A 21405-nucleotide genomic window follows, 5' to 3' on the forward strand; every position below is an offset into this window, starting at 1 on the left:
CTCCCCCTCCGCCTTCCCCCCTCCCCCCCCCCCCTTCCCCCCCCCCCCCAACCACCCCCCCCCCCCCCCCCCCCCCCCCCCCCCCCCCCCCCCCCCCCCCCCCCCCCCCCCCCCCCGACTCCATACGACCAATTTGTCATACTTCGCAGGGAGAAACGGGATGGGACTGACCGCGAAGGTCCGCACGCGGGACGGGTGGGCCGTCTCGCACGCGGTCGTCACGGTGACCGACATGACCGGTACGCAGGTGCTGCGGGCCGAGGCGGACGCCGAGGGGGCCGTACGGGACGCCACCGAGCTGGCGCCGGGGGCGTACACCGTGATCGTGACGGCCGTCGGGTACGCGCCCGCCGCGTCCAGCGCGATCGTGACCGCGAGCGGCCGGGCCGAGGTCGGCGCGGTCACACTGGCCCGGCAGGGCGGGACCGAGCTGCCGCCGCCCGGCCCCTGGACCATCGACCCGGCGCACTCCTCCGTCGCCGCGGTCGCCCAGCACCTGGGCATCTCCAGCGTGCACGGCCGGTTCACGGAGTTCGGCGGCACGATCGAGATCGCGCCCGACGACATCACCAAGTCCCGCGTCGAGGCGGTCATCCGGGCCTCCTCCATCGACACGGGCAACGGCATGCGCGACACGCACCTGAAGTCCGCGGACTTCCTCGACGTCGAGCGGCACCCGGAGATCACCTACCGTTCCGCGGGTCTGACGCAGGCCGGTCCGGACCGCTGGACGGTGCACGGCGAGCTGTCGATGCACGGAGTGCTGCGGCCGGTCGACCTGGACCTGGCCTACCTCGGCAGCGGCGCCGACCCCTGGGGCGGCACCCGGGCCGCCTTCCGGGCCACCGCGGAGCTGCACCGCGAGGACTTCGCGATGAACTACAACCAGGTCCTCCAGGCGGGGATCGCCGCCATCGGCACCACCCTGAAGGTCGAACTGGACGTCCAGGCGGTCCAGGGCGACTCCCTGCCCGCCGTCTAGCCGCCGACGGCCCGGACGACGCGCCGAGCCTGAGCCTCGCAGGGGCAGGCTGAGCGCCGGCCCCTGCCCCTAGGCTGCGGCCATGGCACCGAACATCGCGACCAACACCCGTGTATCGCTGGACGAGCTGCTCGACTTCGTACGACCCCGCCACCGCGCCCTGCTGATCACCCGCCGGGCCGACGGCGGCCCGCAGGCCTCGCCACTGACCTGTGGCGTGGACGACTCGGGCCGGATCGTGGTCTCCACGTATCCCGAGCGCGCCAAGACCCGTAACGCCCAGCGGGACCCCAGGGTCACCCTGGTCGTCCTGAGCGACGAGTGGAACGGGCCCTGGGTGCAGATCGACGGCACGGCCGAGGTCATCGACACGCCCGACTCCGTGGAACCGCTGGTGGAGTACTACCGCAACATCGCCGGCGAACACCCCGACTGGGACGAGTACCGGCAGGCGATGGTCAAGCAGGGCAAGTCGATCATCCGGGTGACCCCGGAGCGCTGGGGCCCGGTGGCCACGGGCGGCTTTCCGGCACGGCTCGTGGCCGACGGCCAGTAGCCGGCGGGCGGGGGCCGGCGCGGGCGGCGCGTCAGCCGCGGGCGACCATCGCCTCGATGCCGGCGATCAGCAGGTCCAGGGCGAAGGTGAAGTCGCGGTCCAGCACCTCGGCCACCGTGTCGCCGCCGCGGGCCGCCATGAGGTCCTTGGACTCCTCCATGGCCTCGGCGGCCCCCGGGGTCTCGGCCACCGCGATCATGGCCTGCTCCATGTACTCGTCGGGGCTCAGCCCGGTGTTCTCGATCCGCGCGGAGAAGTGGCCCTCGATCGTGCCGTAGCCGTACACGAACTGGAAGACGGCCGCGATCGCCCCGGTCACCCCCTGCGCGGGCAGACCGGCCCGGCGGACCACCCGCTGGACCACACGGGAGAAGGCGAGCGAGTTCGGGCCGATGTTGAGATAGCGCCCGGCCAGCGGCGACAGCCAGGAGTGGCGCACCAGCAGCGCACGGTACTCGGTGGCCAGCCCCCGCAGCTGCTCCCGCCAGTCCTCGTCCGGGTTCTCCGGATCGGGCAGCCGCAGCTCGCCGAAGGCCGCGTCCAGGGCGAGTTCGAGCAGGTCGTCCTTGGTGTCGACGTACCAGTACAGGGACATCGCGGTGACGTTCAGCTCACCGGCCAGCCGCCGCATGGAGAACTTCGCGAGCCCTTCCGCGTCCAGCAGCCGCACGGACACCTCGGTGATCCGCCCCCGGTCGAGCCCGGAGGGCTGCCCGCTGCGCCCGCCGCGGCGGGCCCTGCCCTCCAGCCAGACACTGCCTCGCGCCGACCGCGCAGCCTGCTTCACCATCGGCGCACCTCTCTGAAGTCTCCGGTCCGGTGTCCCCACTTTAGGGGCGTGGGGCCGCGCCCGATCTGCGGCCCGGACGCGATCGGCCACGGACGCCCCGCGGCCGCCCGCATACGCCTACCCGCCGATCTCCTGGGCGACCACCCGCTCCGCCCGGCGCAGCAGTCCGGCCGCCAGCAACCCGCCGACCAGCACGGCGACGGCCCCCACCAGCTGTCCGGCCCCGAGGCCGGCGGACAACGACTCGCCCGAGGCGACGGAAGAGCTGAGCACAGCCCCCAGCACGGCCACACCGAGGCCGTTGCCGAACTCGGCCAGGGTGCCGTTGATACCCGCACCCACCCCCGCCTTCTCCGGGGGGATCGCGCTCATGATCGCGTGGGCCATGGCGGGGTTGGCGACCGCGCAGCCCGCACCGATCAGCACCAGCCCCAGCAGGGCCCCGCTGTAGCCGCCGTCGAGTTCGGCGATGGCGACCAGCCCCGCCGACATCGCCACCATCCCGAGCGCGATCGACACCGGCGTGCCCAGCCACGCCGACCACTTCGCCGCGATACCGGTGAAGTTGAGCGCCACCACGGTCAGTGCCAGCGGAGCGATCCGCAGCCCGGCCTCCAACGGCCCGTAGCCGAGCACGAACTGGAGGTGCTGGGTCAGCAGGAAGAGCGCGCCGCTCATGCCGAAGGTGATGAGCACGGCCCCGGCGACCGCGCCCGTGAACCGCCGGTCGCGGAAGAAGTGCAGGTCGAGCATCGGCTCGTCGACCCGGCTCTCCCACCAGGCGAAGACGCTCAGCACCACCACCGCGACGGCCGCCGTGCCGAGCACGCGCCCCGAGGTCCAGCCGTGACCGGGGCCGGAGATGATCGCGAAGACGAGCGTGGCCATGCCGATGGTGGACAGCAGCGCGCCGAGCAGGTCCGGGCGGTCGCCCCGCGGGGCCTTGGACTCGGGTACGAGGGTCACCACCGCGACCAGGCACACCGCCGCGATCGGCAGGTTGATCAGGAAGATCGCACCCCACCAGAAGTGGTTGAGCACGAAGCCGCCGATCAGCGGGCCGCCCGCGAAGCCCAGGGCGTTGACCGCGCTCCAGATGCCGATGGCCTTCGGCTGCTCCTCGGGCGCGAAGATCTGCATCGCCACGGCGAGCGTGGTGGTGACCAGCAGGGCACCGCCGATGCCCATGCCGGCCCGGGCGGCGATCAGCTGGCCGGTGGAGCCGGCGAGGCCGGCCACCAGGGAGCCGACGCCGAACAGCGCGAGCCCGGCCATCAGCATCTTCTTGCGGCCGTAGCGGTCGGCGGCGCTCCCCGCGGTGAGCAGCAGGCCGGACTGCACCAGGGAGTAGGCGTTGATCATCCACTGGATGTCGGAGGTGGCCGCGTGCAGCTCGCGCGTCAGCGAGGGGATGGCCACGTTCAGGACGGTGTTGTCGAGCAGCACGGTGAGCTGCGCGAGGCAGATGACACCGAGGATCAACCATCGCTGGGGATGGCCTTGGGAGGTGGACATGCCGTACACCGTATAGCTGTCGCTATACGGTGTACAACTCGGCTCTCCGTCAGCCGCTCGCCTTCTGCGTGAGGTCGTAGAAGGTGGCCGAACCGACCGTCACCTTCTTGAAGTTGCTCTGGACCCACGAACTGATCTGCGAGGACGTGCCGCTGTTGCCGCCGCCCATGCCACCGCCCATGCCGCCGCCCGCGATGAAGTAGTGGATCTCTCCTTCCTCCACGTACTTCTTGAACTGCGTGAGTGTCGGGGAGGGGTCGGTGCCGTTGAAGCCGCCGATGGCCATCACCGGCTCACCCGTGGCGAGCTGGTAGCCGGCCGCGTTCTGGGAACCGATGGACGCGGCGACCCAGGTGTACTCGGACGCGTCCGTCTCCAGCAGCTTCTCGGCCTCGGCGGACACGCTCGCGCCGTTCAGCAGGCCGCCGACGCCACCGGCGCCGCCCATGCCGCCTTCGCCCGTCCGGCCGCCGCCGGGGAAGGCGTTGCCGTTCTGCTGGTTCCCGGTGCTTCCGTTCCCGTTCTGCCGGCCCGGCATGCCGCCGCCGGGACCGCCGCCCGGGAAGCCGTTGCCGTTCGGCCGGCCCTGCTGGCCCTGCTGGCCCGGCATGCCGCCGCCGAAGCCGCCGCGCGTCCCGCCACCGCCGCCGGGAGCGCCGCCCCGGCCGCCCATCATGCTCGCGCCCGCCGGACCGGCCGTGACGATGGAACCGCTGTGGCCCTGCTGAAGCGTGCTGAGGGTGTACGCGGTGGGACCGGCCAGCGCGGCCACCAGGCCCACCGCCGCTGCCCCGAGCGCGAGCCGCCGGGAGATCCGGCCGGCGAAGATCAGGCCGAGCGCGGCGGCCAGACCGCCGATCAGCACCAGCCACTTCAGCCAGGGCAGATAGCCGGAGGTGCGGTTGAGCAGGACGTAGCCCCAGGCCGCCCCCGCGACCACGGACGCGGCGAGGGTGATCGACGCCCACAGCTCCTGCCGCTTCTCCCACAGCAGCCCGGCGCCCATGCCGGTCACGGCCGCGAGGTAGGGGGCGAGGGCCACGGTGTAGTACTGGTGGAAGATGCCCGCCATGTAGCTGAAGACGACCACGGTCATCAGCAGGGAGCCGCCCCAGACCAGGAACGAGGCCCGGGTGACGGACGTCCGCCGGGACCTCCGGGTGGCCACGAGGCCGGCGGCCAGGAGGATCAGCGCGGCGGGCAGCAGCCAGGAGATCTGGCCGCCCACCTCGGAGTTGAACATCCGGTCCCAGCCGGTCTCGCCCCACATGCCGGTACCGCCACCGCCACCGCCGCCGACGCTGCCGGTCTCCTCGCCGTTCAGCCGGCCGAGTCCGTTGTAGCCGAAGGTCAGCTCCAGGAAGCTGTTGTTCTGCGAACCGCCGATGTACGGGCGGGAGGAGGCCGGCCACAGCTCCACGACCGCCACCCACCAGCCGCCGGAGACGACCAGCACGAGTGTCGCCGCGGCCAGCTGCCCGAAGCGCTTCCGCAACGGCACCGGGGCGCAGACCGCGTACACGACCGCGAGCGGCGGAAGGATCAGGAAGGCCTGGAGCGTCTTGGCGAGGAACGCGAAGCCGATCGCCACCCCCGCCCACACCAGCCACTTCGTACGCCCGTCCTCGACGGCCCGGACCACCAGCCAGCAGGCCACGGACATCAGCAGCGCCAGCATGGCGTCCGGGTTGTTGAACCGGAACATCAGCGCCGCGACGGGGGTCAGCGCGAGCACCGCGCCGGCGATCAGGCCCGCCGCGGGGCTGAACCGGCGGCGCACCCCGGCGTACACCACGGCGACGGTCGCCACGCCCATCAGCACCTCGGGGGCCAGGATCGCCCACGAGTGGAGGCCGAAGATCCTGACCGACAGCGCCATCGGCCACAGCGAGGCCGGGGGCTTGTCGACGGTGATGGCGTTGCCCGCGTCCAGCGAGCCGAAGAAGAACGCCTTCCACGAGGTGCTGCCCGCCTGCACGGCCGCCGAGTAGAAGGAGTTGGCGTAACCGGAGGCGCTCAGGTTGTACAGGTAGAGCAGCAGGGTGGCGGCCAGCAGACCGAGGAAGGCCGGGCGCACCCAGCGCGGGTCCTCGGGACGGCCGCGCCACAGTCTGCGTGCCACGGGCTGCCCGGGTTCACCGGCCCCGGGGGCCTCGGCGGCCGGGGGAGCGGTCGGGGGCGGGCCCCAGACGGTCGGGTTGCCCTGGTGCGCCGGCTGGTCGTAATGGGCGGTCATCGGGGGTCCCCCGGGTCGGTGTCGTGAGGGCGCACCGGCTGCAGTCGCATGGTGGCGTCCCTCCAGTTGCCGTCCGCGGCTTCACCGGCGCGGACCTGAGTGGTGGTCTGGTGGGGCTGCGGGTGCTCGTACGCCCGCTGCCGGTACGCCACCGTGCGCTGCGGCAGCGGCGCGTACGGGGCCGTCGTGCCGGGGACCGGCGAGGGCGAGGTGTGGGCCGCGACCACCGTCGAGCCGGTGCCGGACTCGCCCCGGTCCGGGAAGACCCAGGCGCGGAAGAGCAGGAACCGCAGCACGGTCGCCGCGAGGTTGGCGGCGATGAGCACTGCCAGCTCGGTGGAGTGCGCCGGGGTGTCGGTGGCCGCCTCGAGGGCGGCCAGGGAGCCGCTGGTCAGGGCGAGCCCGATCCCGAAGACGACCAGCCCCTGCGCCTGGTGCCGTACGGCCCCGCCCCGGCCGCGCACCCCGAAGGTGAGCCGGCGGTTGGCGGCGGTGTTGGCCACGGCGGAGACCAGCAGCGCGAGCGCGTTGGCGACCTGGGAGCCGGAGAACTGCCGGAAGAGGCTGTAGAGCAGCAGGTAGAACAGGGTCGACAGAACGCCGACGATACAGAACCCGACGAGCTGGCGGGCCAGCCCCTTCGGCACGTCGGACAGTTCACGGTCGCGCGGATCGTCACCGAAGGGCCGGGTCAGCCGGTCCAGCGGCAGCGAACCGGTGGCCAGCGCCTTGCCGACCCGCCACACGCCCTTGAGGTCGTCGGTGGCGGTCCTCACGATGTGCACGGTGGAGTCGGGGTCGTCGACCCAGTCGACCGGCACCTCGTGGATCCTGAGCCCCGCCCGCTCGGCGAGCACGAGCATCTCGGTGTCGAAGAACCAGCCGGTGTCCTCCACCAGCGGCAGCAGCACCTGGGCCACATCCCGCCGGACGGCCTTGAAGCCGCACTGCGCGTCCGAGAAGCGGGCCTGGAGGGAGCTGCGCAGGATCAGGTTGTAGGCCCGGCTGATGAACTCCCGCTTGGGACCGCGGACCACCCGGGAGGTACGGGCGAGCCGGGAGCCGATCGCGAGGTCCGAGTGACCGGAGATCAGCGGCGCCACCAGCGGCAGCAGCGCGTTGAGGTCGGTGGACAGGTCGACGTCCATGTAGGCGAGGATCGGCGCCCCGGACGCGGACCACACGGTCCTCAGGGCGCGACCGCGGCCCTTCTGCTCCAGGCGGAAGTGGGTGACCTCGGCAAGTTCCGCCTCCAGCCGCGCCGCCACCTGCGGAGTGGTGTCCGTGGACGCGTTGTCCGCGATCGTGATGCGGAACGCGTACGGGAAGGTGCGCATGAGGTGCTCGTGCAGCCTGCGCACGCACGGCTGGAGGTCCTTCTCCTCGTTGTAGACGGGGATCACTACGTCCAGGACAGGCGCACCGGCGTCTCCGGCCGGGAGGTGCTCCCGCGCCGGCAGGGTGCCGGGAGAAGAGTCGGTTCGCATGCACCGACTCTCGTCAGGCGCCCTGTCGCACCCATGTGGTGGCACTGTGCTGTGCCTGTGAGTGTGCCTGCCGGCCGGTCTCGGGGGCGGGCCGCGGCACGGCCGGGGCGAGCGCGGGCAGATGCACGGTGAACACCGTCCGCCCCGGGACGCTGTCCACGGTCACGGCACCGCCGTGCGCGGCCGCGACGGCCTGCACGATGGCGAGCCCGAGCCCGGTGGACCCGGTGGCCCGGGAGCGCGCGGAGTCCCCCCGCGCGAACCGCTCGAAGACGTGCGGCAGCAGCTCCGGCGAAATGCCCTGTCCGTTGTCCTCCACGTCGACGCACATCCAGGGCCCGCGCCGCTGCACGCGAGCGGTGACGGTCGTACCGGGCGGGGTGTGGTTGCGGGCGTTGCCGAGCAGATTGACGAGCACCTGCTGCAGGCGGGCGGCGTCCGCGGAGACGAGGGCGGGTTCGTCGGGCAGGTCGAGCCGCCAGTTGTGGTCCATGCCGGCCGCGCGCGCGTCGCTGACCGTGTCCACGACGAGCGGGACGAGGTCGGTCTGCTCGAACTGGAGCGGCCGTCCGGCATCGAGCCGGGCGAGCAGCAGCAGGTCCTCGACCAGCAGGGTCATGCGGCCGGCCTCGGACTCGATCCGTCCGAGGGCGTGCCGGGTGTCGGGCCCGACCTGCTCGCGCCCGCGTCGCGTCAGCTCCGCGTACCCGCGGATGGAGGCGAGGGGTGTGCGCAGTTCATGACTGGCGTCGGCGACGAACTGCCGTACCCGCGTCTCGCTCTGCTGGCGGGCGTGCAGTGCCCCGTGGACGTGGTCCAGCATCCGGTTGAGGGCCGCGCCCACCCGGCCGACCTCGGTGTGCGGGTCGGTCTCGGACTCCGGGACCCGCTCGCTGAGGTTCACCTCGCCGGTGTGCAGCGGGAGTTCGGAGACGCGGGTGGCGGTGGCGGCGACCTTGCGCAGGGGCCGGGTGGCCAGGCCGACGAGCACGTGGCCGGCGATACCGGCGGCCACGAGGCCGGCGGCGGTGACGCTGATCTCGACCAGGATGAGGGTGTCGATGTTGTCGTCGACGTCCTTGGTGGGCAGGGCCACGTAGTAGGCGTCGCTGCCGTCCCGGCTCGCCATGAACTTGACAAGGTAGTTCCCGAGCCCCGGGATCTCCGCGCTGTGCGCGTGGCCGTCCTTCGGCACCTGGGCCAGCGCCTTCCGCTGCGCCGTGGTGAGCGAGTTGGCCCGCATCTTCTTGAAGAGGCCGTAGTCGTCGTTCAGCTGCTCGGAGACGCCGGCGGCGGCGATCGAGCCGTCGCTCACGTACGCGGCGATGGTCCTGGGCTGCGTCGGGCCCTTGGTGAGCAGGTTGTCGACCTTCACGCCCGGCGTCGCGGTGACCGCCGAGGAGGAGCCCCGGGCGCCCGGAGCCGCACCGGGGCTCTCGCCGGCCGGGGGCTGCATGTGACCGACCGCGCGCATGGCGGTCTCCGTCACCTTGTCGTCCAGCTGGTCGTACAGGTGGGTCCGCAGCGCGAGCGTGGTCACGGTGCCGATCACGGCGCAGACCACGGCGATCAGCACCACCGAGGCGACGACGAGCCGGGTCCGCAGGGTGCGCGGCTGCCCCGCCCGTCGCTTCTGCGGACTTCTCTGCGGACGCGGCCGTCGTCGCCCGCTCATGACACGGCGGGCTTGATCAGGTAGCCGGCCCCACGCCGGGTGTGGATCATCGGCTCACGCCCGGCGTCGATCTTCCGCCGCAGGTAGGAGATGTACAGCTCGACCACGTTGGCCTGCCCGCCGAAGTCGTACGACCACACGCGGTCCAGGATCTGTGCCTTGCTGAGCACGCGCCGCGGGTTGCGCATCAGGAATCGCAGCAGTTCGAACTCGGTGGCGGTGAGGTGGATGGAGTCACCGGCCCGCGAGACCTCGTGGCTGTCCTCGTCGAGCGTGAGGTCTCCCACGACGAGCACGGAGTCCGAGCGCCGGTCGGCGGCACCGGACCGGCGGATGAGCCCGCGCAGCCGTGCGACGACCTCCTCCAGGCTGAACGGCTTGGTGACGTAGTCGTCCCCGCCGGCGGTGAGCCCGGCGATACGGTCCTCCACCGCGTCCTTGGCGGTCAGGAACAGGACGGGCACATCCGGCAGTTCGCGGCGCAGCCGCCCGAGGACGGTCAGCCCGTCCATGTCGGGCAGCATCATGTCCAGCACGACGGCGTCGGGCCGGAACTCACGGGCCGTCTGGACGGCCCCCTGCCCGTCCCCCGCGCTCCTGATCTGCCAGCCCTCGTAGCGAAGAGCCATGCTCAGCAGTTCGGTGATCGACAACTCGTCGTCCACCACAAGCACGCGGACGGGGCTCCCGTCCGGCCTCAGCAGTTCGGTGCGCCCCTGGGGCGAGGTCGTGGTCATGGTGGACACCTTGTCGGTGCCCTCTGAGAAGACGCTTTCCAGAATCTGTGATTTCCCTGAGAAACACACAGGCATCTCTCAGGGAATCCCTGGGAAGCACATCAGGAGCGCTGGAAGGCGTGACTGTGCTCGACCCGGGCGATGTGGATCGAGTACCGCTCGTACCAGTGCTCCCGCCCGTGCCGCTTGGCCGCGAGGTGCTCGGGATGCCGCCGCCACCGCTCGATGCCGGCGAGGTCCCGGAAGTAGGCGACGGAGATGGCGAGCCCGCCGGGCGTGTGGGCGAAGTCCTCGCCGAGAAAGCCGGGCACGTCCCGCACGAGACGGGAGAGCCGGGCGGCGGTGCTGTCGTATCCGGCGGGGTCGTCGCCGGTACGGCGGGCGGTGAACACGACGGCGTAGTACGGCGGTTCGGGCGTGGAGGTGGGGGCCGGGTCCGGGGCCGGGGTGGGCATGGGTACGGCCGGGTCTGTTCTCTGATCGTTCATGACGACCACGGTCCGCCGCGGGATCGTCCCGCGTCCATGGACCTTGCCCAAAGGGATCCGTACGGGATCCGATTCTTTGCCTTCCCCCCTCAGAAGAGCCCTTCCTGCTCCCTCCTGAACTGCCTCAGGGGGAAGGTGGATCCGCGGGTGCCGGTGCCCGAAGGCGCGGGCAGCAGCTCCCAGCCGGTCAGCAGCCGGGTGTCGAGGACGACGGCCCCGCGTCCGCCGGCCGCCAGATGCAGATCGGGCCCGGCGGCCGCGACCAGCTCACCGCTCACGGCGCCGCCCGGCACGAGTTCCACGACCTCACCGAGCGCCTCCGAAGTCCCCTCCAGCCCGAAGTCCCGGACATGGTCGATGACTTCGCACGGCTCCGGACGCAGGGACTCCGGCCATCCGGCGAGCGCGACGGCCCGTGCGTGCAGCTCCCGCACCTCGGCGGAGCGCTCCGCCGCCGTCCCCGGCAGCACCGACCGCACCGCCCGCTTCTCGGCGTACGGAATCCGGTCCGGCACCCGCAGCGCGGCCCGCAGCAACTCCTCGGCGCGCCGTGCGGCCATCAGTGGACCGGTGCCGAGCCAGCTGAAGCTGACGGCGCCCTGCTCGAGCAGCCGCGCCGTGCCCCGCTCGACGGCGGTGATGCCGACCTTGACCATGCCGGGCCCGAACCAGGCCAGATAGACGCGGTAGGGCCGGGGGTCGTCGGCGAGGGTGTCGGCGGCCACGGAGTGCGCCCGGTCCAGCCGCGCGCACTCCTCGCACCGGGCCCCCGTGCTCCGCCCCGGCACGGTGGCCCGCACCGGGCAGGCATGCCCCCGCGCCCCCACGCACGTGCGCGCGGCTCCCTCCGGCACCGCGAAGGCGACCCGCTTCCCCCAGGGCAGCGCACTGCGCCGACCGCCGTCCCACACCAGCACGGGACCGTCCGGCGCCCAGCGCAGCCCCGAGCACTTCCACACCTGTGCCATCACCGGCCAGGGTAGGGGCCGGGTCCGACAACGGGTCCGCGGGCGGCGGGAAGCGCTCTCGATCTCGCGGGGACCGGTCGGCCGGTGACCGGGGCCGCGCTCACCGAACCCCGTGCGCCGGAGGCGGGTTCATTCGACAGGGGACAGAGGCACCGGCTCGACGTCGCCGGCCGGCACGGCCGCCACCGGGACGGTGGTCGCCCGCCGTCCCCGCCCGGCCAGCCGGCAGCTCACGCACCCGGCGTGCCCCGCTCGGGCCTGCGCGTCGCGGACCCGCATGCCCCACTGCCCCCGCGGCCGTACCCCCGGCGGCTTGCCCCAGCCGGACAGATGCAGCACCCAGGTGACCAGGACACTCACGGCCACCACGGCCAGCCCGCCCACGACCACCGGCGGCGAGGCCGTGCACACCCCCAGCCCCAGCACACCGCTTCCGGCCGTGGCGATACCGAAGCCGGTCCAGCCGGCGATCGTGTGACCCTCGTCGTACAGACTCATGGAGCCGCCTCCAGGGACAAGATTCCCTCACGTACTAAGAAGTTTACTGACCCGAATATCTCACGAGCTAAGGGATTACGAAAGATGCACGGCACGCCGCCGCGACAGCCCGCCACCCCGGCCCAGGCGCTGCAGGCGATGGACCACCTCATCGCCGCCCACCTGATCGGACAGCAGGAACTGGCCCGGCGGCTGGGACTGAACGTCACCGACCTCACGTGCTTCGCCTTCGTCCTGGAGGCGGGCGACGACCTCCTCACGGCCGGCGACCTCGCGGCCCGCGCCCACGTCACCACGGGCGCGGTGACCGGCATCCTCAACCGCCTGGAGCGCGCCGGTTACGTCACCCGCCGCCCCGACCCCACCGACCGGCGCCGCGTCCGGGTGGCCGCCGTACCGGCCGCCGTCAGCCGCGTGGAGGCGGTGTACGCGGGCCACTACAAGCGCCTGACGGCCCTGTTCTCCGACTACTCCCCGGCGGAGCTGGCGATCATCACCGACTGGTTCACCCGGGCCACGGCCCTGGCCCACGAGTACCTGGAGAAGCTGAACCGGAACGATCCGCAGGAGGAGTGCTGAGAGCAGAACCGCCCGGGCCCGCCGACACCCGCCGCCGGCACGGCGGTTCAGGCGCGGAAGCGTGGAAAACAACGCCGCGGTGAACCGTTGGCCGACGCCGTACCCTCCCCTTGATCACCCAGAGACGTACACCGACGTCAAGACGGTCACGTCGTCCTCGACGGGCTCCCTGAAGACGACCGTGACCGCGTCCGCGGACGGCTACTTCCGCTACGAGTTCGCCGGCACCTCGACCACCCCGGCCGTGACCTCCACCAGCGACTTCGTGGACGTCCGATAGCCACGTGAGCGAAAGGCCCCGGATGGACCTGTGAAGCTCGCCCTTCACCGGGTCAGAGCGATACCGGCCGGGTTGGTGCCGACGGGGATGGTGTCCACCACGGTGCCGGTGGTCGTGTCGATCACCGACACATCGCTCGAGCCGTTGTCGGCGACGTACGCGTCAGGGGACGGGGCGGCCCAGGCAGGGGATGAGGAGACGGCCGGCAGGGCCAGTCCCGCCAGCACGGCCAGCCCCGCCACGCACGCCCGCAGCCACGCCCAGGGCCCGCTCCCTTTCAGCCTCGGACCGCGAAGTGCAGGTGTACCTGCCGGGTCGGTCGGGCGAGACGCTGGATACCTACGCACACGTCATGAGCACGACACTCACCGCCGCCGACCGGATGGACGACGCACTCGGACTGGACGAGTCGGAGAAGGGGGAATCAGGCAGCGAGCAGGAGCCGCACACCGAGGAGTGATCGGCGCCTCGGGCCGCGTTGATGTCAGCCGTTGATGTCAGAAGCCCCTCGGGATGATCCCGAGGGGCTTCTGATCTGTGTGCACTCGGCAGGATTCGAACCTGCAACCTTCTGATCCGTAGTCAGATGCTCTATCCGTTAAGCTACGAGTGCTTGTTTTTTGTTTTCCGTCTCCGTTCCCGGCCCTTTCGGCCCGTTCCCGGCGACAGGAAGAACATTACATGACTGCCGCCGCCATGTGAAATCCGATCCGCGCACCCCTTGTGACCTGCGAAAACGTCGACCGTCGGCGGTGGAGCGCCGCACGGGGGCGGCACGCCGGGAACGCCGAAGCCCCGGTCCTGAGGGACCGGGGCTTCGGGATCGGTGCGGAGGCGGAGGGATTTGAACCCTCGATGGGCTTTAAGGCCCAAACCGCATTAGCAGTGCGGCGCCATAGACCGGACTAGGCGACGCCTCCAGCACATCCGCTCACGCGAGCGCGTGATCGGTGCGTGCAGATGATGACACAGTCGGGTGCGGTGTCACCAATCGCCCCCCACGGTACTAGGCAGTCGGGCCGCAGGGCAAAGGGCTTCCCCCGGCGAGACGCAGTGTCCTTCCGGCGGGGCGGCGCAGCGACGGGGAGCAGGGCCGAGCGGGCGGCGGAACGGGACGCGGCGCAACGTCCGGCGGCCGGCGGCGTTGGACAGGGCATGGTTTCCGATCTGCCGGCCGCCGGGCGGCGCGTCCTCGTGTCGTCCCTCGCCGCCGTCGCCTCCCTCGTCCCGCTCACCGCCGTACCCGCCGTGGCGGCCGGTGCCGTGCCGCCGCCCGTCCGGCCCGAGGACCGGGCCCCGCGGCAGGACGCCGGCCCCGGGGGCGATCACCTCACCGTCGTCGTCCGGAACGCCGGGACCAAGCGGGACACGACCTACGAGGTGTCGTGCCATCCGGGCGCCGGCCGGCACCCGGACGTGGCCGGGGCCTGCCGGATGCTCGACGCGCACACGCAGTGGGGCCGGGACCCCTTCGCCCCGGTGCCCCCCGACAGCATCTGCACCATGGTCTACGGCGGGCCGGCCACCGCCCGTGTGACCGGTACCTGGGCCGGACGCCCGGTCGACGCCGCGTACGACCGCAGCAACGGGTGCGAGATCAGGCGGTGGGACCGCATGGTGCCGCTGCTGCCGAAGCCGGGGGCGGACCCGACGGGGTCGTAAAGGTCCCGCGAAGGTCTCGCGAATCCGAGGCGTCCGGTCACGCGTTCGCCGTCACTTCCCCGTGGGACCTCCCTCTCATCCGGCGTCGCGAGCGCAATCCGTGCGCTTAGACTCCCTCGCGTGACACGTCGCGGGCCGGTTGGCAAGATGGCCCGAGCGGTCGGCAAGGTGCGGTAACAGGGAGGAAGCGTCTCGTGAGCAGCAGGCCATCCCGAGGCGCTGCTCGCCTCGCAGCCATACTCGACGCGCTGCCGGATGCGTTGGTCCTGGTCAACGCCAACGGAACCGTCGTCAACGCCAACACCATCGCCCTGGAGGCCTTCGAGGCACCGGGGACCGCGCTCGTCGGGCGCGGGCTGCTCGATCTGCTGCCGCAGTTCGACTCCAGGCTCATCCCCGGGTCCATGCGGCGCCCCGATCACATGGACCCGCACGGGCGGACCAAGCCGACGCGGATGGTCGCGCGGCGCACCGACGGGACCGAGTTCCCGGTCGAGGTCACGAGCGCGAACCTGGAGAACGGGCAGCAGGCGTACGACGGTTACGGCTACACCGGCGACGAGCTGCTGATGATCGTCGTACGGGACCTGTCCGGAACCGTCGACACCGAGGCGGAGCTGGCCCGGTCGCAGCGGCAGACCGAGATGATCCTGCGGGCCGCGGCGGAAGGGGTCGTGGGGACCGACACGGACGGGCGGATCGTGCTCGTCAACCCGGCCGCCGCCCAGATACTGGGGTACCGGGCGGGTGAGCTGGGCGGCAAGGAGCTGCACGCTCTCGTGCTGCACTCCCGTGCCGACGGCACCCCCTTCCCGTACGAGGAGTCCCCGCTCGCCGACACCCTGCGCTCCGGGCGCAAGCACCGGGTGCGCGGGCAGGTGCTGTGGTCCAAGGGCGACGAGAAGGTCTCGGTCGATCTGACGACCGCGCCGGTGCGGGACGGCGACCTGCTCGTCGGCGCCGTCATGACCTTCACCGACCGCCGGCCCTACGAATCGCTCGCCGAGGAGAAGGCCGCGCTGGAGAAGGCGCATGCCGAGGAGCTGGAGCGGCTCTCCGAGGAGCACGCCTCCGACCTGACCGCGCTGCGCCAGCAGCACGTCACGGAGCTGGAGGAGCTGCGCGAGCAGCACGCGGAGGAGCTGGCGACCGGCGAGGAGCGGTACGCCGCGCTCGGTGAGCGGGAGAAGGACCGGTTCGAGGCCCTCGCCGGACGACACGAGCAGCTGCTCACGCTGCTCGGGCAGTCGCTGCGCGGCCCGCTGGACGAGCTGCGCCGCGAGCTGTCCGCCCTGGCGGCCGATGACGCGGGGCAGCTGTGGCCCGAGGCCAACCAGGTGCTGCACCACCTGTCCGCCGGGTACTCGCGGATCACCGCCCTCATCGACAACGTGCTCGGCTACCAGCGGCTGGACGCGGGCGGTGAGGACATCACCCGTACGAAGGTGATGCTGGACGCCGTCGTCGCCGCCGGTGTGGACGGGGCGGTGGAGCTGATCGGTCCCGGGCGGGTGCAGTTCGCCGTGCACGCGCCGCCCATCGAGGCCGAGGTCGACCCGCAGCGGCTCGCCACCGCGCTCGCGCACCTGGTCGCGGACGTGGCGGGCGTCGACGCGACCGGCAACACGCCCGTCTCCGCGGGCGGTTACCTGGACAACACCGTCGTGGTCGCCGCCGCGCAGCGCGGTGAGGTCGCACGGATCGAGGTGCGCGGGCCGTACGCCGGCGGAGACCCGGTGCACGAGCCGATCGTGCGCGGGATCGTGCGCGCCCACGGCGGGGTGCTCCAGACGCACGAGGTGCCGGGCATGAGCGGCAGCGCGTACGTGCTCGAGGTGCCGCTCGGCGGTGGCGCCGGAGCGGTCGCGGCACGGGTTCCTGACGCCGGTGGAGTGGCGTCGGAGGAGGCCGGTGCGGGCGAGCAGGCCCCAGGCGGTACCGGGGGCGGCCGGCGGCGGGCCCGGCGGGCCTCCACGGACGCCTTCCTGGAGAGCGACGTGCCCGGCGCGGGCGAGGCCGTCGGTGAGACGGAGGCCTCCGCGCCGACCGGTCGGCGTCGCCGGCGTGCCGGTGCGCCCGCCGGGGAGGCCGCCGTGGTGGTTCCGGCCGAGGGCGCGGAGGCCGCGTCCGGCGGGTCCGGGCGGCGCCGTGCCCGGCCCGCCGAGACCGGTGCCGACGCCGCCGGTGACGCCGAGCGCGGGGCCGAGGATGTGGCTGAAGGCGTGGCCGAGGGCGCCGTGGTGACCGCCGCCGAGCATGCGGCGGGTGCCGCCGCGTCGGGTACGGGCCTCGGCGGTGCCGTGCCGCCGCAGGGCGTGCCCGGCTCCACGGGCCGCCGCGCCCGCCGTGACCCCGGTGCCCCGCAGGCAGCCCTGCCGCCCGCCCTGCCCGCGTCCGGCAGCGAGCCGACGCCGGGTGCGGTGGCCGTTGCGGGCGCGGCGTCCCTTCCTGACGCGGAGGGCGCTCCGGGCGCGGGTGTGCCGCCGACCGGGCGGCGCCGGCGTGCGCTGGCCGCCGCGGCGGAGCGTGCCGCGGCCCAGGAGGCGGCCGGTGCCCGTACGGTCTTCGCCCTGCCGCCGGCCGAGGCCGACCGCCGGCCGGAGTCCGCGCACACGAACGCCGGCGCGACCGCGGCGGCGGCGAACGGGATGGCGGCGCCGGGCGTACCGGTCGATCCGGCCGCCGGCGTGCCCGTCGGGCCGCCTGCGGGTGCGCCCGTCGCTCCGGGTGCCGGTGTGCCCCTCGGCCCTGGTACCGGGGACGAAGGGCAGCCGCAGCTTGCCGGGCCGGTTCCGGGCGCCGTTCCCGGTGCCGTCGCCCCTGCCGTTCCTGATTCCGCCGGTGCCGTTCCCGGCCCCGGGGCGGGCGCACTGCCCGGCCAGGTGCAGGTGCCCGCCCAGCTGCCGCTGTCGGGCGCGGGCGGGCCCGGTGACGACGGCCGGCACGACGCCGTACCGCTCGCCCAGGCCGAGGACCACACGCCGCCGCAGCCGCATCCCACCACCGCGCCGACCGGTCGGCGCCGACGGGCCGTGGCCCAGCCGGCCGAGGCCGCCCAGACCGTGGCACCGGGGGCCGCGCCCGGCGAGGCGACGGCTGCCGCGCAGCCCGTACCGGCGCCGGCGGTCCCGGGGCAGACGGCTCCCGCAGCCGCACACCCCGCGCCCGGGCAGCTCCCCCAGGGCGGGGCGATGCCGCCGACTCCCGGCCAGGGGAATCCGGTTCACGGCATTCCGGCGCAGGGCACGGCCGGGCAGGGCATCCCCGTCCAGCCCGGTCCCGCCGCCCCCACGGGCCAGACGCCCGCTCCGGGCCCGGTGCCCCCCCACACGGATCCCGGCGCCCAGCCCGGCGTCGCCGTACCCGGCCGGCAAGTGGCCCTCTCCCACCCCACGGTGCCCGCGCAGGGCACCGCGGGCCCGCCCGCACCGGCGGCTCCCGCCCCGGCACAGGCGCCCGCGGCACAGCCGGCCACCCCGTCCGCCGGTATCCCGGCGGCGGCCCCGGCCGCCCAGCCGTTGCCGGCGGAGTCGGCCACCGGCGCCGTGCCCGCGGCCACCGTCCCCCAGCAGTGGCACGGTGCCGACGACACCTCGGGCGCGGGCACGCCCGTCCCGCGGGCGAACCCGGACGGCACCCCGGCCCCCGGCACCCCGCTGCCCGCGGAGCACACCGGCGCGCGGCCGCAGCGGGTCGCGCAGCCGTTGCCCGCCGAGGCCACGTCAGCCGCGGTCGACCCGAACTCGACGCAGGGGCGGTCGATCAGCGTCCGGACGCTGGGGCAGGGCGTGCCGTTCGCACGGCAGGCCGCGCAGGTCCAGCAGCCGACGGCGACCCCGCCCCCGCACGCGCCGGGCGGTTCCGGCCGCCGGCGCAAGCTGGGCACACCGCCGGACCCGGCCACCCGCGCCGATGCGCAGCCGGAGCAGGCGGCCCGGCCGCATCCGCCGGCCGAAGCGGCGCCCGCGCAGCCCTCGCTCGGCGGGCAGGCGCCCGTGCCGCAGCCGTCGCAGGCCGGGCAGTCCCGGCTCGCCCCGGGCACCGAGGGAGCGGGACGGTCGTACGCCATAGGCGCTCCGGAGCCCGATGCCGCCGAGGGGCCCGAACCGCTGGACGGTCCCGGTGGAGCCGTCGAGGTGGCGGACACCCCGCGGCCGCAGCCGCTGGACGACGAGCTGCCCCCGGAGCCGCTGGACAACCCGCGTCGGCTGCTGGTGTGGCCCGCGCCGGACGTGACGACCCAGCAGGCGCTGAGCGACCGTGGCTACCGGCCCGTGATCGTGCACTCGCGCGAGGAGGTCGACGCCCAGATCGCGGCCTTCCCCGCCGCGCTGTTCGTGGATCCGCTGACCGGGCCCATCACCCGTACGGCCCTGCAGGCGCTGCGCCAGGCCGCCGTGGCCGCCGAGGTGCCGGTGCTGGTCACGGCCGGGCTGGGGCAGGCCACGCGCGAGGCGGCGTACGGCGCCGACCCCGCCGTGCTGCTGAAGGCGCTGGCACCCCGGGACAGCGAGCAGCATCCGCCGCGGGTGCTGCTCATCGAGGAGCACGCGGAGATCGCGCTGGCCCTGACCTCGACGCTCGAGCGGCGCGGGATGCAGGTGGCGCGGGCCGCGAACGACGACGACGCGGTGACGCTGGCGGGGCAGTTCCGGCCGAACCTCGTGGTGATGGACCTGATGCAGGTGCACCGGCGGCAGGCCGGGTTCACCGGGATCATCGACTGGCTGCGGGCGAACGGTCAGCTCAACCGCACCCCGCTCGTCGTGTACACCGCCGCCGTCGACCCGGCCGACCTGCCCCGGCTGGCCTCGGGTGAGACGGTGCTGTTCCTCGCCGAGCGGTCCACCAGCACCGAGGTGCAGACGCGGATCGTGGATCTGCTGGCCCGGATCGGCACGAACTGAGCGGCACGCACTGATCCGGGCGAGCTGACCGGCCGGGGCGAACCGGCCGGGGCGAACCGACCGGAGCGTGGGTCGACCTGACCGGAGCGACGGATCAGGGCGGCGCGTGTCCGCTTCAGCGGGCGACGAGTCTGCGGGCCGCCTCCTTGATGGAGGCCCGCAGGCGGTCGCGGTCGGGGTCCTCCCCGCCCGTGAGGATGCGCCGCATCTGGGGGACGACGGCGGTCCAGTTGGCGATCGCGATCAGCAGGAACAGCAGATCGCCGGGCGGGATCGCGTCGGTGATGACGCCCCGGGCCTGGCCGTCGGCGATGCTGGCGACCTTGCGGGCGTAGTGCTCCTGGCGCTCCGTCTCGTCGGGCAGTTCTGCGGTGCCGTACTCGACGCCCTCCCAGAACAGCAGGCGCAGCAGGTCGGGGTGGGTGGCGTGGTAGTCGAGAAGGCGGTCGATCCAGCCCTCGATGTCGTCGGGGTCGACGGGGACGGCCGCCGCCAGGTCGACCATGCACGTGCCGAGGACCTTCGTGAACAGCTCGGCCTTGTTGCCGAAGTAGGCATAGATCAGCTGCTTGTTGGCCTTGGCCGCGGCGGCGATGCGGTCGATGCGGGCGCCCGCGATGCCGTGCCGGGCGAACTCGGCGACCGCCGCGTCGAAGATACGGCCCTTGGTGGCCTCGGGGTCCCTCACTGCTGCCATGGGGAAAGGGTAGGGCTCCGGACGACAAGCAACCAACTATTTGGTTGACGGGAATGCGAGGACGCGGCAGGCTGTTGGGAGTTCCAACCAACCAGTTAGTTGTGAGTGTCGGTCCAAGGAGCAGCACCGCCCATGCCGTCAGCCATCACCACCCGCCAGGCACCCGGGGTGCGGGTCCCCGCCCGCGAGCAGCCCGCATCCGGCTCCCTCTTCCTCCTCCTCATCGCCGTCTGCACCGCCGTCACGGCCGCCAACATCTACCTCGCGGCCCCGCTGCTCCCCCTCATCGCCCACGATTTCGGCACGGTCCCCTCGGCCGTCACCTGGATCGCCTCGGTCGCCCAGTTCGGCTACGCGGCCGGGCTGCTCTTCTTCGCGCCGCTCGGCGATCGCGTCAACCGCCGCCCGCTCGTCGCCGGCCTCTCCGTGGCCACCACGGCGGCGATGCTCGTCGCGGCGGCCGCCCCCGGCACCGCCGCCCTCGCGGCCGCCGTGTTCGTCGCCGCCGCCGCGACCGTCGTACCGCAGCTGCTCGTCCCGCTGGTCGCCGAGCGCGCACCCGCCGACCGGCGGGCCCGGCACGTGGCGGCCGTCATCGCCGGTCTGTTCACCGGCATCGTGGCCGCCCGTGTCGTCGGCGGTCTGGCCGGACAGGCCTTCGGCTGGCGCTGGGTGTTCGCCGGGTCCGCCGTGCTGACCCTCGCGCTGGGCCTGGCCACCGCCCTGGCCCTGCCGTCGGAGCGGCGCTCGCGGCGGGGCGGCCTGTTCTCGGGCGTCGTCGAGCTGCCGGGGCTGCTGCGCCGCTCGCCCGACCTGTGGCGGGCGTGCGTGCGGCAGGCCGGGATGTTCGGCGCCTGGAGCGCGCTGTGGACCTCCCTGACGCTCCTGCTGACCGGCCCGTCCTACGGCCTGACGACCGCGACCGCCGGACTCTTCGGCCTCTTCGGCCTGACCTCCAGCGCGGTGGCGCCGCTGGCCGGCGGCCTGGTGGACCGCTTCGGCGCGGCGCGGGTCGTGCGCACCGCCTATGCGCTGGCGGTCGTGGCCGTACCGCTGTTCTGGCTCGGCGGGCACATCCTGGCGGCCCTGTTCGCCGCCTCCGTCACGATCCACGCGGCCCTGGTCGCCTCGCACGTGGCCAACCAGACCCTCGCCCTGACCACGACCTCCACCCCGGCCACCGCCAACACCGCCTACGTCGTCTCCGGCTTCGCCGGTGGCGCGCTCGCCTCGGCCGCCGCGGGCCCGGCCTTCGGCCACTGGGGCTGGGCCGGCGTCTGCGCGGTGGCGGGCGCCTGGCTGGTGCTCGGATGGGTGACGACGGCGACCCGAAAGTGACGGCCCGCGG

The 21405-nt window shown here is 73.5% G+C and carries 18 protein-coding genes and 2 tRNA genes; 7 read left to right on the forward strand and 13 right to left on the reverse strand.

Features of this window, described 5'->3' with window-relative positions:
• Positions 1-160: 160 nt before the first annotated feature.
• Both ACZ5CW_RS27920 and ACZ5CW_RS27925 read left to right on the forward strand, forming a co-directional pair.
• Positions 161-982: a YceI family protein gene (locus ACZ5CW_RS27920; RefSeq protein ID WP_468606035.1), complete on the forward strand. Its 822-nt coding sequence runs from the start codon at positions 161-163 to the stop codon at positions 980-982.
• Between the two features lie 82 nt (positions 983-1064).
• Positions 1065-1538 (forward strand): PPOX class F420-dependent oxidoreductase, encoded by a 474-nt coding sequence (locus ACZ5CW_RS27925; protein ID WP_468606037.1) that lies wholly within the window; start codon positions 1065-1067, stop codon positions 1536-1538.
• Positions 1539-1569: 31 nt separating this feature from the next.
• Here the strand turns inward: ACZ5CW_RS27925 and ACZ5CW_RS27930 are convergent, their stop codons facing one another.
• The 9 genes from ACZ5CW_RS27930 to ACZ5CW_RS27970 all read right to left on the reverse strand — a co-directional run bounded on the left by ACZ5CW_RS27930 (position 1570) and on the right by ACZ5CW_RS27970 (position 11932).
• Positions 1570-2328, reverse strand: a complete 759-nt coding sequence (locus ACZ5CW_RS27930) for a TetR/AcrR family transcriptional regulator (protein ID WP_468606039.1) — start codon at positions 2326-2328, stop codon at positions 1570-1572.
• Between the two features lie 117 nt (positions 2329-2445).
• On the reverse strand, positions 2446-3843 hold the full coding sequence (locus tag ACZ5CW_RS27935; RefSeq protein WP_468606041.1) for an MFS transporter: 1398 nt from the start codon (positions 3841-3843) through the stop codon (positions 2446-2448).
• 49 nt (positions 3844-3892) lie between these two features.
• Positions 3893-6079 (reverse strand): ArnT family glycosyltransferase, encoded by a 2187-nt coding sequence (locus ACZ5CW_RS27940; RefSeq protein WP_468606043.1) that lies wholly within the window; start codon positions 6077-6079, stop codon positions 3893-3895.
• Positions 6076-7566 (reverse strand): bifunctional glycosyltransferase family 2/GtrA family protein, encoded by a 1491-nt coding sequence (locus ACZ5CW_RS27945; protein WP_468606045.1) that lies wholly within the window; start codon positions 7564-7566, stop codon positions 6076-6078. The genes ACZ5CW_RS27940 and ACZ5CW_RS27945 overlap by 4 nt, the downstream gene beginning before the upstream one ends.
• A gap of 13 nt (positions 7567-7579) precedes the next feature.
• A complete protein-coding gene (locus ACZ5CW_RS27950) occupies positions 7580-9241 on the reverse strand; it encodes a sensor histidine kinase (protein ID WP_468606047.1) in 1662 nt (553 codons plus the stop codon).
• Positions 9238-9978 carry a response regulator transcription factor gene (locus ACZ5CW_RS27955; protein WP_351802716.1) on the reverse strand — a complete coding sequence of 247 codons (741 nt, stop codon included), beginning with the start codon at positions 9976-9978 and terminating at the stop codon, positions 9238-9240. The genes ACZ5CW_RS27950 and ACZ5CW_RS27955 overlap by 4 nt, the downstream gene beginning before the upstream one ends.
• A gap of 101 nt (positions 9979-10079) precedes the next feature.
• Positions 10080-10466: an antibiotic biosynthesis monooxygenase family protein gene (locus ACZ5CW_RS27960; protein WP_468606050.1), complete on the reverse strand. Its 387-nt coding sequence runs from the start codon at positions 10464-10466 to the stop codon at positions 10080-10082.
• Positions 10467-10555: 89 nt separating this feature from the next.
• On the reverse strand, positions 10556-11434 hold the full coding sequence (locus tag ACZ5CW_RS27965) for a DUF2797 domain-containing protein (RefSeq protein WP_468606052.1): 879 nt from the start codon (positions 11432-11434) through the stop codon (positions 10556-10558).
• A gap of 129 nt (positions 11435-11563) precedes the next feature.
• Positions 11564-11932: an HGxxPAAW family protein gene (locus ACZ5CW_RS27970; RefSeq protein ID WP_468606054.1), complete on the reverse strand. Its 369-nt coding sequence runs from the start codon at positions 11930-11932 to the stop codon at positions 11564-11566.
• Positions 11933-12016: 84 nt separating this feature from the next.
• Between ACZ5CW_RS27970 and ACZ5CW_RS27975 the strand changes: the two genes are divergently transcribed.
• A complete protein-coding gene (locus ACZ5CW_RS27975; protein WP_468606057.1) occupies positions 12017-12511 on the forward strand; it encodes a MarR family transcriptional regulator in 495 nt (164 codons plus the stop codon).
• A 61-nt stretch (positions 12512-12572) separates the two neighbouring features.
• Positions 12573-12791 carry a hypothetical protein gene (locus ACZ5CW_RS27980; RefSeq protein WP_468606308.1) on the forward strand — a complete coding sequence of 73 codons (219 nt, stop codon included), beginning with the start codon at positions 12573-12575 and terminating at the stop codon, positions 12789-12791.
• A gap of 44 nt (positions 12792-12835) precedes the next feature.
• Here ACZ5CW_RS27980 and ACZ5CW_RS27985 read toward each other — a convergent pair whose 3' ends face one another.
• The 3 genes from ACZ5CW_RS27985 to ACZ5CW_RS27995 form a co-directional block, all read right to left on the reverse strand.
• Positions 12836-13033 (reverse strand): hypothetical protein, encoded by a 198-nt coding sequence (locus tag ACZ5CW_RS27985; RefSeq protein WP_468606059.1) that lies wholly within the window; start codon positions 13031-13033, stop codon positions 12836-12838.
• 298 nt (positions 13034-13331) lie between these two features.
• Positions 13332-13404 (reverse strand) — tRNA-Arg (locus ACZ5CW_RS27990).
• Positions 13405-13620: 216 nt separating this feature from the next.
• Positions 13621-13711, reverse strand: a tRNA-Ser gene (locus ACZ5CW_RS27995).
• A 235-nt stretch (positions 13712-13946) separates the two neighbouring features.
• Here ACZ5CW_RS27995 and ACZ5CW_RS28000 point away from each other — a divergent pair.
• A complete protein-coding gene (locus tag ACZ5CW_RS28000; protein WP_468606061.1) occupies positions 13947-14453 on the forward strand; it encodes an SSI family serine proteinase inhibitor in 507 nt (168 codons plus the stop codon).
• A 194-nt stretch (positions 14454-14647) separates the two neighbouring features.
• A complete protein-coding gene (locus ACZ5CW_RS28005; RefSeq protein ID WP_468606063.1) occupies positions 14648-19360 on the forward strand; it encodes a PAS domain-containing protein in 4713 nt (1570 codons plus the stop codon).
• Positions 19361-19475: 115 nt separating this feature from the next.
• Here the strand turns inward: ACZ5CW_RS28005 and ACZ5CW_RS28010 are convergent, their stop codons facing one another.
• A complete protein-coding gene (locus tag ACZ5CW_RS28010; RefSeq protein WP_468606065.1) occupies positions 19476-20057 on the reverse strand; it encodes a TetR/AcrR family transcriptional regulator in 582 nt (193 codons plus the stop codon).
• 132 nt (positions 20058-20189) lie between these two features.
• Between ACZ5CW_RS28010 and ACZ5CW_RS28015 the strand changes: the two genes are divergently transcribed.
• Positions 20190-21395 carry an MFS transporter gene (locus ACZ5CW_RS28015; RefSeq protein WP_468606067.1) on the forward strand — a complete coding sequence of 402 codons (1206 nt, stop codon included), beginning with the start codon at positions 20190-20192 and terminating at the stop codon, positions 21393-21395.
• Positions 21396-21405: the final 10 nt, after the last annotated feature.

The organism is Streptomyces sp. NPDC031379 (genome assembly GCF_055569615.1).